The sequence below is a fragment of the Rhodanobacter sp. FW106-PBR-R2A-2-24 genome, from assembly GCF_058789615.1.
Genome location: NZ_JBYTBV010000002.1, coordinates 2,861,074 through 2,876,650 on the forward strand (window position 1 = coordinate 2,861,074; position 15,577 = coordinate 2,876,650).

The 15,577-nt window shown below is 68.6% G+C and carries 12 protein-coding genes and 1 pseudogene; 9 read left to right on the top strand and 4 right to left on the bottom strand.

Annotated elements, in window-relative coordinates; genetic code table 11:
- Nucleotides 1–208: 208 nt before the first annotated feature.
- The 3 genes from AC3WQA_RS14150 to AC3WQA_RS14160 all read left to right on the top strand — a co-directional run bounded on the left by AC3WQA_RS14150 (nucleotide 209) and on the right by AC3WQA_RS14160 (nucleotide 4,609).
- Entirely contained in the window at nucleotides 209–1,684 is a 1,476-nt protein-coding gene (locus AC3WQA_RS14150; RefSeq protein ID WP_492675683.1) for an N-acetylmuramoyl-L-alanine amidase, read from the top strand.
- 65 nt (nucleotides 1,685–1,749) lie between these two features.
- Nucleotides 1,750–3,582 carry a DNA mismatch repair endonuclease MutL gene (mutL, locus tag AC3WQA_RS14155; protein ID WP_492675684.1) on the top strand — a complete coding sequence of 611 codons (1,833 nt, stop codon included), beginning with the start codon at nucleotides 1,750–1,752 and terminating at the stop codon, nucleotides 3,580–3,582.
- 115 nt (nucleotides 3,583–3,697) lie between these two features.
- A complete protein-coding gene (locus AC3WQA_RS14160; RefSeq protein WP_492675685.1) occupies nucleotides 3,698–4,609 on the top strand; it encodes a DUF1684 domain-containing protein in 912 nt (303 codons plus the stop codon).
- 73 nt (nucleotides 4,610–4,682) lie between these two features.
- Here AC3WQA_RS14160 and AC3WQA_RS14165 read toward each other — a convergent pair whose 3' ends face one another.
- Both AC3WQA_RS14165 and AC3WQA_RS14170 read right to left on the bottom strand, forming a co-directional pair.
- Nucleotides 4,683–5,066 (bottom strand): VOC family protein, encoded by a 384-nt coding sequence (locus tag AC3WQA_RS14165; RefSeq protein ID WP_492675686.1) that lies wholly within the window; start codon nucleotides 5,064–5,066, stop codon nucleotides 4,683–4,685.
- Nucleotides 5,067–5,180: 114 nt separating this feature from the next.
- Nucleotides 5,181–5,963, bottom strand: a complete 783-nt coding sequence (locus AC3WQA_RS14170) for an enoyl-CoA hydratase-related protein (protein WP_492675687.1) — start codon at nucleotides 5,961–5,963, stop codon at nucleotides 5,181–5,183.
- A gap of 138 nt (nucleotides 5,964–6,101) precedes the next feature.
- Here AC3WQA_RS14170 and bamJ point away from each other — a divergent pair, with 138 nt between their 5' ends.
- The 3 genes and pseudogenes from bamJ (at nucleotide 6,102) to AC3WQA_RS14185 (ending at nucleotide 8,500) form a co-directional block, all read left to right on the top strand.
- Entirely contained in the window at nucleotides 6,102–6,833 is a 732-nt protein-coding gene (bamJ, locus tag AC3WQA_RS14175) for a BamJ family beta-barrel-assembly machinery protein (RefSeq protein WP_492675688.1), read from the top strand.
- A gap of 40 nt (nucleotides 6,834–6,873) precedes the next feature.
- A pseudogene (locus AC3WQA_RS14180) lies at nucleotides 6,874–7,655 on the top strand (CoA pyrophosphatase).
- Nucleotides 7,652–8,500, top strand: a complete 849-nt coding sequence (locus tag AC3WQA_RS14185; RefSeq protein ID WP_492675689.1) for a sulfurtransferase — start codon at nucleotides 7,652–7,654, stop codon at nucleotides 8,498–8,500. Before AC3WQA_RS14180 ends, AC3WQA_RS14185 begins: the two are co-directional and overlap by 4 nt.
- A gap of 83 nt (nucleotides 8,501–8,583) precedes the next feature.
- On the opposite strand, the gene AC3WQA_RS14190 is transcribed toward AC3WQA_RS14185, so the two are convergent.
- On the bottom strand, nucleotides 8,584–9,963 hold the full coding sequence (locus AC3WQA_RS14190; RefSeq protein ID WP_492675690.1) for a sigma-54-dependent transcriptional regulator: 1,380 nt from the start codon (nucleotides 9,961–9,963) through the stop codon (nucleotides 8,584–8,586).
- Between the two features lie 67 nt (nucleotides 9,964–10,030).
- Nucleotides 10,031–11,680 carry a sensor histidine kinase gene (locus AC3WQA_RS14195; protein WP_492675691.1) on the bottom strand — a complete coding sequence of 550 codons (1,650 nt, stop codon included), beginning with the start codon at nucleotides 11,678–11,680 and terminating at the stop codon, nucleotides 10,031–10,033.
- A gap of 239 nt (nucleotides 11,681–11,919) precedes the next feature.
- Here AC3WQA_RS14195 and sucC point away from each other — a divergent pair, with 239 nt between their 5' ends.
- The 3 genes from sucC to bioA all read left to right on the top strand — a co-directional run bounded on the left by sucC (nucleotide 11,920) and on the right by bioA (nucleotide 15,557).
- On the top strand, nucleotides 11,920–13,080 hold the full coding sequence (gene sucC / locus AC3WQA_RS14200; protein WP_492675692.1) for an ADP-forming succinate--CoA ligase subunit beta: 1,161 nt from the start codon (nucleotides 11,920–11,922) through the stop codon (nucleotides 13,078–13,080).
- A gap of 86 nt (nucleotides 13,081–13,166) precedes the next feature.
- A complete protein-coding gene (sucD, locus tag AC3WQA_RS14205) occupies nucleotides 13,167–14,042 on the top strand; it encodes a succinate--CoA ligase subunit alpha (protein WP_492675693.1) in 876 nt (291 codons plus the stop codon).
- Nucleotides 14,043–14,270: 228 nt separating this feature from the next.
- Complete coding sequence (bioA, locus tag AC3WQA_RS14210) at nucleotides 14,271–15,557, top strand: adenosylmethionine--8-amino-7-oxononanoate transaminase (protein WP_492675694.1); 1,287 nt, start codon at nucleotides 14,271–14,273, stop codon at nucleotides 15,555–15,557.
- The last annotated feature ends 20 nt before the right edge of the window (nucleotides 15,558–15,577 follow it).

Here is a 15,577-nt window from a genome sequence, read left to right on the forward strand (position 1 = left end):
GCGGGATGGTTTTCGGCGAAAAACCTCAAGGCATGGGGCTGTTTCGCGCAGGGGACACAAGCCTTGGCTAGACATGGTCTGATGAATGATTTGCAGGCTACGGATATTCAAGGAAAATGTCTTGCATTTGCCGATGGGCTGCGCTTCAATGCGGCGCATGCGCACATGCTTGCCCATCCTGGGAAAGGGAGTCGCCGTCGCTCTGGCGATGGCGCTCGTGCCCGTGTCCGCGCGGGCGACGCAGGTGAACGAGGTGCGGGTCTGGGCCGACGCCAGCCACACGCGGCTGGTATTCGACCTCACCGACAAGCCCGATTACCGCCTGGATCGCGAGCACGACGCGGTGGTGCTGGAGATGGCCGGGGGCGAGCTGGCCGCGGATTTCACTGACCCGGCCGCGCAAGGCCTGTATCGCGGCATGAGCCATCGCCTGCACGACGGTCGCCTACGCATCACCGCGCAGATGGCCGCTGCCAGCAAGGCACGCAGCTTCGTGCTGGCGCCGTCCGGAAAGAACGGGCACTACCGGCTGGTGCTGGATCTCCTGCCTGGTCACGGCCAGACGGCCGCCGTGGCCGCGAACACGCCCGCCGACAAACCCGAGGCCGCGCCCGCAGCCAGGCCCGTGCCGCCCGTCGACGAGGTCGTCGCCCGACATCACGGCAGCCGTAGCGTGGGTGCCAGCCGTCAGGTGACCGCGCAGGCGGCCGCCTTGCTCAACGGCCAGCGCAAGGTGGTGGTGTGCATCGACGCCGGCCATGGCGGCAAGGACACCGGCGCCATCGGCCCCGACGGCACGGACGAGAAGAACGTCACCCTTGCGGTGGCGCGCGACCTTGCCGCCGAGATCAACCGGCAGCCGGGCATGCAGGCCATCCTCACCCGTGGCGACGACACCTTCATTCCGCTGGCGCAGCGCTACCGGATCGCGCGCGAGCACGATGCCGACCTGTTCGTTTCCATCCACGCCGATTCCTACACCAGCGGTGATGCGCGCGGTTCCTCGGTATGGGTGCTGTCCTCGCGCGGCAAGACCTCGGTGGCCGCGCGCTTGCTGGCCGACCGCGAAAACAGCGCCGACCTGATCGGCGGCGTCTCGCTGGCCGAGCAGAGCGACGGCCTGGCCAAGGTGCTGCTGGACATGCAGCAGGGCTGGGCGGTGCAGGCCAGCGACATGGTGGCCGGCAACGTGCTGAAGGCGCTGGGGCGGATCGGCCCCACCCACCGCGGTTACGTGGAGCGCGCCAATTTCGTGGTGTTGCGCTCGCCCGACGTGCCCTCGATCCTGGTCGAGACGGCCTTCATCAGCAACCCGTCCGAAGAGCGCAAGTTGCGCGACCCCGAGCACCAGCAGGCGCTGGCCGGTGCGGTGATGAGCGGCGTGAAGGGCTATTTCGAATCCACCCCGCCGCCGGGCACCTGGTTCGCGGCGCAGGCGACGCGGCATCGCGGCAGCGAGCTGGCCGTGGCGGACGAGCCGCCGGTGGCCAGAACCGCCGTGCCGGCCGCCGCCGACGCACCGGCCGACAGCAAGGTGCGCGACCTGCACCGCGTGAGTTCCGGCGAAAGCCTGGGCAGCATCGCCAAGCTCTACGGCGTCAGCGTCGGCTCGCTCAAGACCGCCAACCAGCTGAGCGGCAACCGGGTGCGCGCCGGCGCCGTGCTGGCGATCCCCGCCAGCTGAGATCGCCCGCCTGCCGTGGCCGCCGCGCCCCTGGCAGCGGCGCGGCCAACTGCTAAAGTCGGCGGATGCCCGTCATCCGCGCACTGCCTCCCGAGCTCATCAACCAGATCGCCGCCGGCGAGGTGATCGAGCGCCCGTCCTCCGTGGTCAAGGAACTGGTGGAGAACAGCCTCGACGCCGGCGCCACCCGCATCGAAGTGGATATCGAGGCCGGCGGTGCGCGACTGATCCGCGTGCGCGACGACGGCGGCGGCATCGCGTCGGACGAGCTGGAGCTGGCGGTGGCCTCGCACGCCACCAGCAAGATCGGCAGCTTCGACGACCTGGAACATGTCGCCAGCATGGGCTTTCGCGGCGAGGCGCTGGCCTCGGTGTCCTCGGTGGCGCGCTTCGCGCTCACCTCACGCCAGCGCGGCGCCGAGGTCGCGTTCCGGCTGGAAGTGGATGGCGGCAGGCTGCAGGCCGCGCGCCCGGCGCAGCATCCACCGGGCACCAGCGTGGAAGTGCGCGACCTGTTCTACAACGTGCCTGCGCGCAAGAAGTTCATGCGTGCCGAGCGCACCGAATTCGCCCACATTGACGATCTCCTGAAGTCATTGGCGCTGGCGCGTGGCAGCGTGGAGTTCCGCCTCAGCCACAACGGCAAGCCGGTGCGCGTGTGGAAGGCGGCGCGCGATGAAACGACGCAACGGGCGCGCGTGGCCGCTGTGCTGGGCGAGGACTTCCCCGCGCAAAGCCTGCGCGTGGATCATGCCGCCGCCGGTATGCACCTGTCCGGCTGGGTCGGCCTGCCCACCGCCTCGCGCAGCCAGCCCGACCAGCAGTATTTCTACGTCAACGGCCGTCTGGTGAAGGATCGCGTGGTGGCGCACGCGGTGCGGCAAGCCTATGCCGACGTGCTGTTCCACGGCCGCCACCCCGCCTTCGCGCTGTATCTGGAGCTCGATCCGGCCGGGGTGGACGTCAATGTGCACCCGGCCAAGCACGAAGTGCGTTTCCGCGAGCAGCGGCTGGTGCACGATTTCCTCTTTCGCACGCTGCATGAGGCGCTGGCGCAGACCAGCGCGGGGCAGGTGGAGTCGCATGCCGAAGCCGGCGACGGCCGCTTGCAGATGAGCACGGCAAGCACCGCGTTCGCCGCCGCGCCGGGCTTGCCGGCGGCGGCGCGGCAGGGCAGCTGGCCCACGCATGCCGCGCAGAACCGCCTTGCCCTGGGCGTGCGCGACGAGCCGCTGGCCGACTACTCCGCGTTGCTGGGCGAACCTTCGCGCAGCGCGCCCGCCGAGTCGCTGCCGCCGGCGGAACCCGGCGCGGCGCCGCCGCTGGGCTATGCCATCGCCCAGCTCAAGAGCATCTATGTGCTGGCCGAGAATGCGCAAGGCCTGGTGCTGGTGGATATGCATGCCGCGCATGAGCGCATCACCTACGAGAAGCTCAAGAGCGGTCGCTCCGGCAGCAGTTTGCGCTCGCAGGTGCTGCTGGTGCCGCTCACCGTGGCGGTCAGCGCGAAGGAAGCCGTCGCCGCCGAGGAACACGCCGAGGCGCTGGCCGGCTGGGGGCTGGAGTTGTCGCGCAGCGGGCCGTCGGGCGTGCTGGTGCGGCGCATTCCCGCCCTGCTGGAAGGCGCCGACGCCAGCCAGCTTACCCGCGACGTGTTGGCCGAACTGGCCCAGCACGGCAGCTCGCGCCGGCTGCAGGAGCTGGAAAACGAGCTGCTTTCCACCATGGCCTGCCACGGTTCGGTGCGCGCCGGTCGCCGCCTCACACTGCCCGAGATGAACGCGCTCCTGCGTGAGATGGAAGCCACCGAACGCTCCGGCCAGTGCAACCACGGCCGCCCGACGTGGACGCAGCTGTCGCTGGCCGAACTCGACAAGCTGTTCATGCGGGGCAGATGAGCTTCCAGGATGGGCCACAGCGGGTGGGCGATGTTTCTCGCCGGCGCTCGGGCCAGGGCTTTGCTTGGCGCTGCGGCCGCTCCATACTCGCCGCGACCCGTTGTGGATTGCCTGCATGCTGCGCGTCGCCATCCTCCTGCTCGCCCTGATTTCCGGAGCCGCCACCGTGTCCGCCGCCCAAGCCCCTGCTGACTACACCCACGAGATTCTGGCGTGGCGCGCCGAGCGCGTGGCGCGGCTCACCGCACCCTCGGGCTGGCTCAGCCTGATCGGACTGGAGTGGCTGCGCGAAGGCGCCAACCGCATAGGCAGCGCCGCCGACAACGACATCGTGCTCCAGGCGGGCCCCGCCCACTTGGGCAATGTGACGCTGGCGGCCGGCGGTCGCGTGCGCCTGGAGCTTGCGCCGGGCAGCGAGGCCACGGTGGATGGCCAGTCCGTGCACGAAGCCGTGCTGCTGGATGACGCGCACAGCACCACGCCCAGCCTGGTGCGCTTTGGCGCGGCAAGCTTCTACGTGATCGACCGCGACGGCCGCAAGGGACTGCGGGTGAAAGACCCCGGCGCCGAGGCGCGCACGCACTTTGCCGGCATCGCCTACTACCCCATCGACCCGAGCTGGCGCATCCGCGCCGAGTGGGTGCCGTTCCATCCCGCGCACGACCTGGAAATGGGTACGGCCATCGGCACCATCGACAGGGTGAAGGTGCCGGGCAAGGCGGTGTTCCAGCGCGATGGCCGCACGTTCGAACTCCTGCCCTACCAGGAGGAACCCGGCGGCGAGCTGTTCTTCGTGCTGGCCGACCGGACCTCGGGCAAGGAAACCTACGGCGCCGCGCGTTTTCTCTACGCCGGCTTGCCCGCCGAAGGCCTCGACCATCCCGGCATCGTGGTGCTGGATTTCAACCGGGCCTACAACCCGCCCTGCGCCTTCACGCCCTTCGCCACCTGCCCGCTGGCGCCGCCGGAGAACCGGTTGGATCTCGCGGTGACGGCGGGCGAGAAGAAATATCGCGGCGGGCATTGATCTGCGGGAGCGCACGTTGTGCGCGAATGGCTTCGGGCAATACTTGCCAGGAGCATTCGCGCACAGTTCTGCGCTACAGAGCTTGGCCAACGTCGATCCGGTTGCCGTCCGGGTCGGCGAACACGAAGCAGCGCAGGCCGAAATCCGCATCGCGCAGGGACTTGATGATACGGCTGCCGTGGCGCTCCAGATGGTCGTGGAGTGCGGCCGCGTCCTCGACCAGCAGGTGCGCGAGATTCTGCGCGGTAGCCTTGTGGTTCTTGTGCAAGGTGAGGTGCAGTTCCGCCGCGTCTTTCTTCAGGATGACGAAGCCGGTGGGTGTGCCATTCTCGAATACCTTGCGGAAGCCGAGCACGGCTGAGTAGAACTCGACCGCGCGCGCGATATCGGTCACGGGAATGGTCGGGGCCAGGCGGCCAAAACGAACGGAATGGCTGGCAAGGGCAGTCTGCTGCATGGTGCGCTCCAGGACAGAAGGCCGGCGACTGCCGGCTCGGGGCGGTGCCCGATGCCAGCGCTGGCCTTCGATGGGCGGAGCGGTGTCCGCAGAACGGAACGATTGTAGCGTCGATCAGGCGCCCTTGAATGCCGCCTTGCGCTTCTCCAAAAACGCGCTGGTGCCCTCGCGCATGTCCTGCGTGGAGAACATCAGCGCGAAGCCTTGCGTCTCGAATTCCAGCCCTTGGTCGAGCGAGGCCTCACCGCCTTGCAGCACCGCATCGAGGATGCCGGCGGCGGCCAGCGGCGCGGCGGCGGCGAGTTGGTCGGCGAGCGCGTTGACGGTTTCGTCCAGCGCTTCCGGCGCCACCACGCGGTTGACGATGCCCAGCTCGTACGCGCGCTGCGCATTGACCGTCGCGCCGGTGAGGCACAGCTCCAGCGCGGCGCTGCGGCCGGCGAGGCGCAGCAGGCGCTGGGTGCCGCCGAAGCCGGGGATCAGGCCGAGGTTGATCTCGGGCTGGCCGAACTTGGCCTTCTCGCTGGCGATGCGCAGGTGGCAGGCCATCGCCAGCTCCATGCCACCACCCAGCGCGAAGCCGGGGATGCGCGCGACCACCGGCTTGCCGAGGCGCTCGATGCTCGTCATCAGGCGCTGGCCGGCGCGCGAGAAGCCTTGCGCCTGCACCGGCGTATAGCCGTTCATCTCGGCGATGTCGGCGCCGGCCACGAAGGCTTTTTCGCCTGCGCCGGTCAGCACCACGGCACGCACCGCGTCGTCCTGCGCGGCCTGCGCGAAGGCGATGGTGAGTTCGTTCAGCGTGTCGCGGTTCAGTGCGTTGAGCTTGTCGGGGCGGTTCACCGTGAGGGTGCGCACCGCGCCGCGGTTGGCGATTTCCAGGTTGCGATAGGCCATGGGCCGACTCCAGCGATACCGAAACGCGCATGGTAACAGCGGGAACCTTTGCCGCCGTGGGGTTTCCAAACCGGCATGCGTTTCGCACGCTGTGCGAAGCCTCTACGATGTGGCGCTTCGATGACGATGGAGAATGGCATGACGCGATGGTGCTGGCTGCTGCCCTGCCTGCTGCTGGCTGGCGTCGCCCACGCGCAGGGCCAGGCGCCGCAACCGGCGCCGGCCAAGCTGGACAAGGTCAAGCTGTCCTATGCCATCGGCTACCAGATCGGCAGCCAATTCGCCGAGGGACGCAGTCAGCCCGGCGTCCCCGAGATCGACATGGCCACCCTGCAACGGGCCATCCAGGATGCTTACGGCAAGCGCCTGCCGGCGGTGTCGATGCAGGCCATGCACCAGCAGCTCAGCGCCTTCAACCAGCAGTTGCGCAGCGACGCGCAGGCCGAGTTCGAGCAGCTCGCGCAGGCCAACGCGAAAAAGAGCGTCGCCTTCATGGCGCGCAACGCCAAGCTGCCTGGCGTGGTGTCGCTGCCCTCGGGCATCCAGTATTCCGTGCTGAAGCAGGGCGACGGCAAGCAAAATCCCACGGTCAGCAGCACGGTGGTGGTGAACTACCGCGGCATGCTCGCCGACGGCACCGAATTTGACAGCACCTGGGCGCATGGCGCGCCGGTGAGCTTTGCGGTGGATCACGTGATCCCGGGTTGGCGCGACGTGATTCCGCGCATGCGCGTGGGCGATCGCTGGAAGGTGGTGATTCCGCCGCGGCTGGCCTATGGCAAGGAAGGCGCGCTGCCGCGCATCGGCCCCAACGAGGCGCTGGTGTTCGACATCGAACTGCTCGCGATCAAGGCCGCCGCAGGGAATTGACGCCGCCGCGGGCGGGAGGCCGCTGCTAACATGGCAAGCCATGCCGCCGTCGCCCTTTCCGCCCGTTGCCATCGCCACGCCCTGCATCGGCCTCTGCCGGCTGGACGAGCACGGCTATTGCGTCGGCTGCCGGCGCAGCGGCGAGGAGATCGGCCGCTGGCGGGCGATGAGCGATGCCGAACGCCAGCACCTGATGCGCGAGGTGCTGCCGCGGCGCGGCGCACCATGAGCCACGACGAACTGCTGCCGGCGCTGCGGCCGCTGGATGCGCCTTCGGCGGCGCCGGGCTGGAACCACGCCGACATCAAGGCGCTGCTGGGCGACGCGCCGCGCCGGCCGGCGGCGGTGCTGCTGGCCCTGCGCGAAGGCGCGCAGCCGCGTCTGGTGTTCACCGTGCGCACGCGCCACCTCGCCGCGCACGCGGGGCAGGTGGCCTTTCCCGGTGGCGGCTGCGAACCGCAGGACGCCGATGCGGTGGCCACCGCGCTGCGCGAGAGCGAGGAAGAAATCGGCCTGGCGCGCGCCATGGTCACGCCGCTGGGCTACCTCGACAATTTCGAAACGATCAGCGGCTACCGCGTCACGCCGGTGGTGGCGCGCATCGCCGCGCACGCCAGCTTGCGTCCTTCGCCCGACGAAGTGGCCGAAGTGTTCGAGGTGCCGCTGGCCTTCTTCCTTGAACCGGACAACCGCCGCCGCTATGTCATGGAGTATCGCGGCCAGCGCCGCGACATGGTGGAGTTCCTGCACGGTGGACACCGCATCTGGGGCGCCACCGCCTCCATCCTGATGAACCTGCTCACACGCATGGGGCGCGCATGAAGACCACGCTGATTTCCGTTGCCGAACTGGCCGCCTTGCCGGCGGCAGACGTGCTCATCGTCGACTGCCGCAAGGATCTCGCCGACCCCGGCAAGGGCCATCGCGATTACCTTGCCGGGCACATTCCCGGCGCGGTGTACGCCGAGTTGGACAGCGACCTGTCGGATCTCTCGCTGCAGGCGCAGGGCCTGGGCCGTCATCCGCTGCCGTCGGCGGCAGCCTTCTCGGCCGTGCTTGGCCGCTGGGGCTGGCGGCCGGGCCGGCAGGTGGTGGCCTACGACGCCGCCAACGGCGCGCTGGCCGCCGCGCGGTTGTGGTGGCTGCTGCGCTACGCCGGGCAGCATGCGGTGGCCGTGCTCGACGGCGGTTACGCGGCATGGCTGGCCGCCGGCCAGCCGGTGTCGACGACGGCGCCGGTACACGCGCCGAGCGCGGTAGCCGTGCGGTTCGATCCGGCGCAAGTCATCCTCGAGCACACCACGTTGCACGCTGCGCCCGCGCCGCTGCTGCTGGACGCCCGCGCCGCGCCGCGCTATCGCGGCGACAGCGAGCCGCTCGACCCCGTGGCCGGGCACGTGCCCTGCGCGTTGAACCGCCCGTTCGCCGACAACCTCGCCGCCGATGGCCGCTTCAAGGATGCCTCCACGCTCAGGGCCGAGTTCCGCGCCCTGCTGGGCGCGCGCCAGCCCGCGGACACCGTGCACATGTGCGGCTCCGGCGTCACCGCCTGCCACAACCTCCTGGCGATGGAGCACGCCGGCCTGCCCGGTTCGCGGCTGTATGCGCCGTCATGGAGCGGCTGGTGCAGCGACCGCGCGCGGCCGGTGGCCACGGGCGAGGGGTGAAATGACCACCGTTTCCGCGCCGCGTGCCGCCGCCAGGAGTGTCGCGGGCAGCCGCCGCAGATGGGCGGTTTTTCCACGGGTGCTCAGTCGATGCCGAGTTTTTTCAGCTTGTAGCGCAGCGCGCGGAAGGTGATGCCGAGTTTCCTGGCGGCGGCGGTTTTGTTGTAGCGCGATTCCTCCAGCGCCTTCATGATCGCGCCGCGCTCGAGGTTGCTGATGTAGTCGTCCAGCCCGCCATCGCTGGTGCTGGGCGACGTGATGCCGGCCTGGGGGGACTGTGGTGTGGCATCAGCGCGCGCAAGGCGCTGCGGCAGCATCAGGTCGGCGGCTTCGATGCGTTCGCCGTCGCTCATGGCGGTGGCGCGTTCCAGGATGTTTTCCAGCTCGCGCACGTTGCCGGGGAATTCGTAGGCTTCCAGTGCCTGCAGGGCGTCGGCTTGCAGCTTGTGCGGCGTGCTGCCGTCCTTGCGGGCGAGGTTCTGCAGGATGAATCCGGCCAGCAGCGGCACGTCGCCACGGCGTTCGCGCAGCGGCGGCACGTGCAGTTCGATCACGTTGATGCGGTAGAACAGATCCTGGCGGAACTGACCCTGCTCGACCAGCGCGGCCAGGTTCTTGTGCGTGGCGGAGAGGATGCGCACGTCCACCAGCGCTTCCTCGCGCGCACCGATCGGGCGCACGGCTTTTTCCTGGATCGCACGCAGGAGTTTCACCTGCATGTGCAGCGGCAGCTCGGCCACTTCGTCGAGGAACAGGGTGCCGCCGTGGGCGGTCTGGAACAGGCCTTCCTTGTCGGCGGCCGCGCCGGTGAAGCTGCCTTTGCGATGGCCGAAGAACTCGCTTTCCATCAGTTCGGAGGGGATGGCGCCACAGTTCACCGGCACGAACGGGCCAGCGGCGCGCGGGCCTTGTTCGTGGATCAGGCGAGCCACCAGTTCCTTGCCCACGCCGGACTCGCCGGCGATGTAGACCGGCGCCTGGTTGCGCGCGAGCTTGGCGATGGTGGCGCGCACCTGCTGCATGGCCGGCGAGTCGCCGATCAGCCGTTCGCCTGTGCCGCCGGCCTTGCCGGCCGCCTTGCCGCTGCGCTTCTCCTCGGCCAGGCGCAACGCGGTGCGCACCAGCTGGCGCAACATCTGGATGTCCACCGGCTTGGAGACGAAGTCGAAGGCGCCGGCCTTCAGCGCGTTCACCGCGGCGTCCACGTTGCCATAGGCGGTAATCATCGCCACCGGGGTTTCCGGGTAGCTGACCGCGATGTGCTCGACGATCTCGTGACCGTTGCCGTCGGGCAGGCGCATGTCGGTGAAGCACAGGTCGTAGGTTTTGCCGGTCAGCGCGCGGCGCGCCTCGGCGACCGTGCCCACGGCGTCGACCTGCAGATCCATCCGCCCCAGCGTGATGGTGAGCAATTCGCGGATGTCGCGTTCGTCGTCGATGACCAGGACGGTCTGCTGACTCATGGGCGGGTTCGGAGGGTGGGGATGCTGGCAGGATACCCGTGCAGCCACATGCGGGCAAAGCGGCGCTTCAGCCCGCCGCCGCCTCCCCCTCGCCAGCGACGCGGTTCAGCTGCGCCGGCGTGAGCACCAGCCGGAAGCAGCTGCCGCCGCCGGCCACGCGCACGTATTCCAGCGAGGCCTGGTTGGCTTCGGCCATCTGCCGGGCGAGGTACAGGCCCAGGCCAGTGCCGTATTCGTGGGTGGTGTAGAACGGCTCGAAGATCTGCGCGGCGACTTTTTGCGGGATGCCGGGACCGCGGTCGATCACTTCCAGGATCGGCACGCCGTGCTCGCCGTTGCGCGCCACCACCATCACGCGCGCCGGTTCGCCGGGCAGGCGGCCGTAGCGCAGCGCGTTCTGCACCAGGTTCCACGCCACCTGCTGCAGCTGCTGCGGGTCGGCCAGCGCGGTCACCGCCTCGCCGCCGCCGGCCACGGCGCGCAGCGAATCGTGGCCGATGTCGTTGCCCTGCTTGTATTCCTCCACGAAGGCCTGTGCCCAGCGGGCCAGATCCAGCGTCTCCGGGCGCGAACGTTCGCGCCGCGACAGTTGCAGGATGTTCTCGATGATTTCGTTCAGCCGCACGCAGTGGTTGTTGATGATCTCCACCATGCGCTGGTCGGTGGTGTCCATGGTTTCCGATTCGGCGAGCAGTTGCGCCGAGTAGCGGATCGCCGCCAACGGGTTGCGGATTTCGTGGGCGATGGAGGCGGACAGGCGGCCCAGCGAGGAGAGCGTGAGCTCCTCGGCGCGGCGCGACACCAGCGAGGTATCGTCCAGGAAGATCAGCACCAGCGAGTCGTCGTTGGGTGCCAGCCGGGTGAAGCGCGGCACCACTTCGGGTACGCCGTCGGCGAGCTGGGTGGCGGTTTCGTCCAGCTTGCCCGAGGTCATCCAGTGGTACAGCCGGCGCGATAGTTCGGGCGCGAGGCGGCCCAGGTCGCGCTGGTCGGCGCTGGGGTTGCCCAGCAGCATCCAGGCCGATTCGTTGATCTGGTGGATGCGGTTGCCGTCGTCCACCAGCAGCACGCCGGTCTTCATGCGGCGGATGATGAGGTCGTTGACCAGCGCCAGATTGGCCAGGTCGGTGCTGCGCTGCTCGGCCAGCGCTTCGCTGGCGCGCAGTTGCCGCCCCAGCACCTGGCTCAGCGCGGTGATCGCGAAGTAGGCCACGCCGAACAGCGCCGATTCCAGCAGGTCGCGGTCGCCCTGCAGGTTGTCTGGCGCGGCGAGCAGGGCGTGGCCCAGCAGACCCAGCGTGGCCAGCGCGGCGAAGAAGCTGGAAACGCGCAGCGACAGGATCAGGGCGCCAGCAGCCAGGTTCACCGCCAGCATCATGGCGATGCCGATGCGGGCGTAGCCGATCGCGGAAATCGCCAACACGGAGACGATGATGTCCACCACCAGCCAGACCGATACCGCGGCCTTGGCATAGGGTACGCAGCGCCGGGTCAAGCTCAGCGCCGCCACCGCGAACAGCAGGTAGGGCAGGGTGACCAGCAGGGCGAACTGGATGGAATCGGGCGGAAGGCCGCCGATCCTCCGTGGCGCGAAGGCCAGGCCGATATAGACCAGTGCCTGCACCAGCCGGAAGCCGTTGAGGAACAGCAGTTCGTGGCGGATCGCCGGCGGAATGGCCTGGGTGGCGTCGAGTTGCGGCAAGGCGGTGCTGGTCATGGCAGGCGGCGTTCCCTGGCGTCTGAAAGTGGAGTATAGGGTCGTGCATGCCGGCCGGCCTCTTTCCATGACGGGGCGGTTTACGCGAAAATAGCAGGCCGTGTCGCGCGGTTCGACCAGATTCCGGTCGGCGCGGCGCGCTTTCATGCCGGCAGCGTCGTTCGCCGCCCGCCCCCGCAAGCCCGCGCCGCTCCTTTGCCGCGCGAGTCCGTATTTCCCCATTCGCTCGAGGCTATCGAATGAATTTCCACGAATATCAGGCCAAGGCGCTGTTCGCGCAGTACGGCATCAACGTACCGCCCGGCAAGGTCGCCAACTCCCCCGACGCCGCCGTCGATGTCGCCAAGGAACTGGGCGGTTCCCAGTGGATGGTCAAGGCGCAGATCCACGCCGGCGGCCGCGGCAAGGCCGGCGGCGTGAAGTTCTGCAAGAGCCTCGATGACGTGCGTGCCGCCGCCAAGGGCATGCTCGGCACCCGCATGGAAACCTACCAGTCGGCCGGCCGCGCGCTGCCGGTGAACCTGGTGCTGGTGACCGACGCCACCGACATCGCCAAGGAGCTGTACCTGTCGATCCTGGTGGATCGCGACTCCAAGGCCGTCTCCTTCATCGCCTCCAAGCACGGCGGCGTGGACATCGAGCAGGTGGCCAAGGACACCCCCGAGGACATCCACACCATCGTGGTGGATTTCGTGGAAGGCCTGCAGCCCTACCAGTGCCGCCAGCTCGGCTTCGCGATGGATCTGAATCCCAAGCAGGTCAATCAGCTGACCAAGATCATGCTGGGCCTGTACAAGCTGTTCAACGAGAAGGATCTCTCGTTGGTCGAGCTGAACCCGCTCGCCATCCTCGCCGACGGCAACCTCGCCGCGCTGGACGGCAAGGTGAACTCCGACGACAACGCCGAGTTCCGCCACCCCGACCTCGCCGCGATGCGCGACCTCACCCAGGAAGACGCCGCCGAGGCCGCCGCGCAGCAGAGCAACCTCAACTACGTGACGATGGACGGCAACATCGGTTGCATGGTCAACGGCGCCGGCCTCGCGATGGCGACGATGGACGTCATCAAGCTGGCGGGCAGCGAGCCAGCCAACTTCCTCGACGTGGGCGGTGGCGCCACCAAGGAGCGCGTCACCGAGGCGTTCAAGCTCATCACCTCGTCCGACAAGGTCAAGGCCATCCTGGTCAACATCTTCGGCGGCATCGTCCGCTGCGACATGATCGCCGAGGGCATCATCGCCGCGGTGAAGGAAGTGGGCCTGAAGATTCCGGTGGTGGTGCGCCTGCAGGGCACCAACGTGGAGAAGGGCCGCGAGCTGCTGGCCAACTCCGGTCTGGCGATCACGCCGGCCGACGATCTCAACGACGCGGCGCAGAAAGCCGTGGCCGCCGCCAAATAATCACCCGTAGGGGCCCGCTGGCGGGCGATGCCTGTGCATCGGCAATCGCCCGCCAGCGGGCCCCTACAAGAGCGAAGGACACACACATGAGCGTTCTCATCAACAAGAACACCAAGGTGCTGGTGCAGGGTTTCACCGGCCAGCAGGGCACCTTCCACGCGCAGCAGGCGATCGACTACGGCACCCAGGTCGTCGGCGGCGTCACCCCGGGCAAGGGTGGCAGCGAGCACATCGGCCTGCCGGTGTTCAACTCGGTCAGCGAGGCGGTGGATCAGACCGGCGCCGATGCGTCGGTGATCTTCGTGCCGCCGCCGTTCGCGGCCGACTCCATCCTCGAAGCCGTGGACGCCGGCATCCGCGTGATCGTGGCGATCACCGAGGGCATCCCGGTGCTCGACATGCTGCGCGTGAAGAACGTGCTGGCGCAGCATCCGGAAACCGTGCTGATCGGGCCGAACTGCCCCGGCGTGATCACCCCCGGCGAATGCAAGATCGGCATCATGCCGGGCCACATCCACCAGCCGGGCAAGGTCGGCATCGTGTCGCGCTCCGGCACGCTGACCTATGAAGCCGTGTTCCAGACCACCAACGAAGGCCTGGGCCAGTCCACCTGCATCGGCATCGGCGGCGATCCGATCAACGGCCTCAGCTTCATCGACTGCCTGAAGCTGTTCCAGGACGACCCGCAGACCGAAGGCATCATCATGGTCGGCGAGATCGGCGGCAGCGCCGAGGAAGACGCCGCCGAATTCATCGGCGAATACGTCAAGAAGCCGGTGGTGTCCTTCATCGCCGGCGCCTCGGCCCCGGCCGGCAAGCGCATGGGCCACGCCGGCGCGATCATCTCCGGTGGCAAGGGCACCGCGGCGGCGAAGTTCGCCGCGCTGGAGAAGGCCGGCGTCACCACGGTGAAGTCGCCGGCCGACCTCGGCAAGACGCTCGCCAAGCTGATGAAGAAGTAAGCGCGGCTTCGTACCACGAGTTGCAAGGGCCGCGCTCTGTCGCGGCTCTTGTTTTTAGTGGCGACGACGAATCCTGGTTGTTCCCTTCTCCCTCCGGGAGAAGGTGCCCCGAAGGGGCGGATGAGGGTGCGCTACGCGCGAGCATGCTGGATCGCAGCACCCGAACCCTCTCCCCAACCCCCTCCCGGAGGGAGAGGGGCTTGATCTTGCCTGTGGCGAGGTAATCCCATGCTCACCGACCCCTTCGACCAAGCCCACCTCTGGCACCCCTACAGCGCGCTGGGCGGCTTGCCGGCGCTCAAGGTCGCTCGTGCCGAAGGCGTGCATCTGGAACTGGCCGATGGCACGCGCCTGATCGACGGCATGGCCTCGTGGTGGTGCGCCATCCACGGCTACAACCATCCGGTGCTCAATCGCGCGATCACCGACCAACTGGCGAACATGGCCCACGTGATGTTCGGCGGGCTCACCCACGCGCCGGCGATCGAGCTGGGCCAGCTGCTGCTGGCCATCGTGCCCAAGGGGCTGGACGCGATCTTCTACGCCGACTCCGGCTCGGTGGCAGTGGAGGTGGCGCTGAAAATGGCCATCCAGTACCAGCACGCCAAGGGCCGCCCCGGCAAGGCCAACATCGCCACGGTGCGCTCGGGCTATCACGGCGATACCTGGAACGCGATGTCGGTGTGCGACCCGGTCACCGGCATGCATGGCCTGTTCGGACCAACGCTGCCGCAGCGCCTGTTTGTGCCCGCACCGCGCACGCGCTTCGGCGAGTTGTGGGACGCCGATGACATCGCGCCGGTGGCGCAGCTCCTTGCCGAGCGCGGCGACGATATCGCCGCCTTCATCATCGAGCCGGTGGTGCAGGGCGCCGGCGGCATGCGCTTCTACCACCCGCAATACCTCGCCGAGCTCGCGCGCCTGTGCCGCGCACACGAGGTGCTCTTGATCTGCGACGAGATCGCCACCGGCTTCGGCCGCAGTGGAAAACTCTTTGCCTCGGAGTGGGCCGGCATCACGCCCGACATCCTGTGCCTGGGCAAGGCGCTCACCGGCGGTTACATGACGCTGGCCGCCACGCTGTGCACGCGTGAAGTGGCCGACGCCATCGCGCATGGCGAGCCGGGCGTGTTCATGCACGGCCCCACCTTCATGGCCAACCCGCTGGCCTGTGCGGTGGCGCTGGCTTCCACGCGACTGCTGCTGGCGGGCGACTGGCAGGCCAATATCGCGCGCATCGAACGCACGCTGGCCGAACGCCTCGCGCCGGCGCGCAGCCTGCCGCAGGTGGCTGATGTGCGCGTGCTGGGAGCGATCGGCGTGATCGAACTGCAGCAGGCCGTGCGGCTGGAGCACATCCTCGATCGCCTGCTGGCGCAGGGCATTTGGCTGCGCCCGTTCGGCAAGCTGGTCTACGTGATGCCGCCCTATGTCATCGGCGATGTCGAACTGGTGACCCTGTGCGAGGGCATGCTGGCGCTGGTGGCCAGCCTGGAAGCCGCCGACCTGCGATGACTCCGGCCGCGCGTCCCCCG

What these genes read in the sequence shown, in the direction of transcription:
- AC3WQA_RS14150 (WP_492675683.1), top strand. Translation starts at nt 209, where the DNA reads ATGGCGCTCGTGCCCGTGTCCGCGCGGGCGACGCAGGTGAACGAGGTG.
- mutL (WP_492675684.1), top strand. Translation starts at nt 1,750, where the DNA reads ATGCCCGTCATCCGCGCACTGCCTCCCGAGCTCATCAACCAGATCGCC.
- AC3WQA_RS14160 (WP_492675685.1), top strand. Translation starts at nt 3,698, where the DNA reads ATGCTGCGCGTCGCCATCCTCCTGCTCGCCCTGATTTCCGGAGCCGCC.
- AC3WQA_RS14165 (WP_492675686.1), bottom strand. Translation starts at nt 5,066, where the DNA reads ATGCAGCAGACTGCCCTTGCCAGCCATTCCGTTCGTTTTGGCCGCCTG.
- AC3WQA_RS14170 (WP_492675687.1), bottom strand. Translation starts at nt 5,963, where the DNA reads ATGGCCTATCGCAACCTGGAAATCGCCAACCGCGGCGCGGTGCGCACC.
- bamJ (WP_492675688.1), top strand. Translation starts at nt 6,102, where the DNA reads ATGACGCGATGGTGCTGGCTGCTGCCCTGCCTGCTGCTGGCTGGCGTC.
- AC3WQA_RS14185 (WP_492675689.1), top strand. Translation starts at nt 7,652, where the DNA reads ATGAAGACCACGCTGATTTCCGTTGCCGAACTGGCCGCCTTGCCGGCG.
- AC3WQA_RS14190 (WP_492675690.1), bottom strand. Translation starts at nt 9,963, where the DNA reads ATGAGTCAGCAGACCGTCCTGGTCATCGACGACGAACGCGACATCCGC.
- AC3WQA_RS14195 (WP_492675691.1), bottom strand. Translation starts at nt 11,680, where the DNA reads ATGACCAGCACCGCCTTGCCGCAACTCGACGCCACCCAGGCCATTCCG.
- sucC (WP_492675692.1), top strand. Translation starts at nt 11,920, where the DNA reads ATGAATTTCCACGAATATCAGGCCAAGGCGCTGTTCGCGCAGTACGGC.
- sucD (WP_492675693.1), top strand. Translation starts at nt 13,167, where the DNA reads ATGAGCGTTCTCATCAACAAGAACACCAAGGTGCTGGTGCAGGGTTTC.
- bioA (WP_492675694.1), top strand. Translation starts at nt 14,271, where the DNA reads ATGCTCACCGACCCCTTCGACCAAGCCCACCTCTGGCACCCCTACAGC.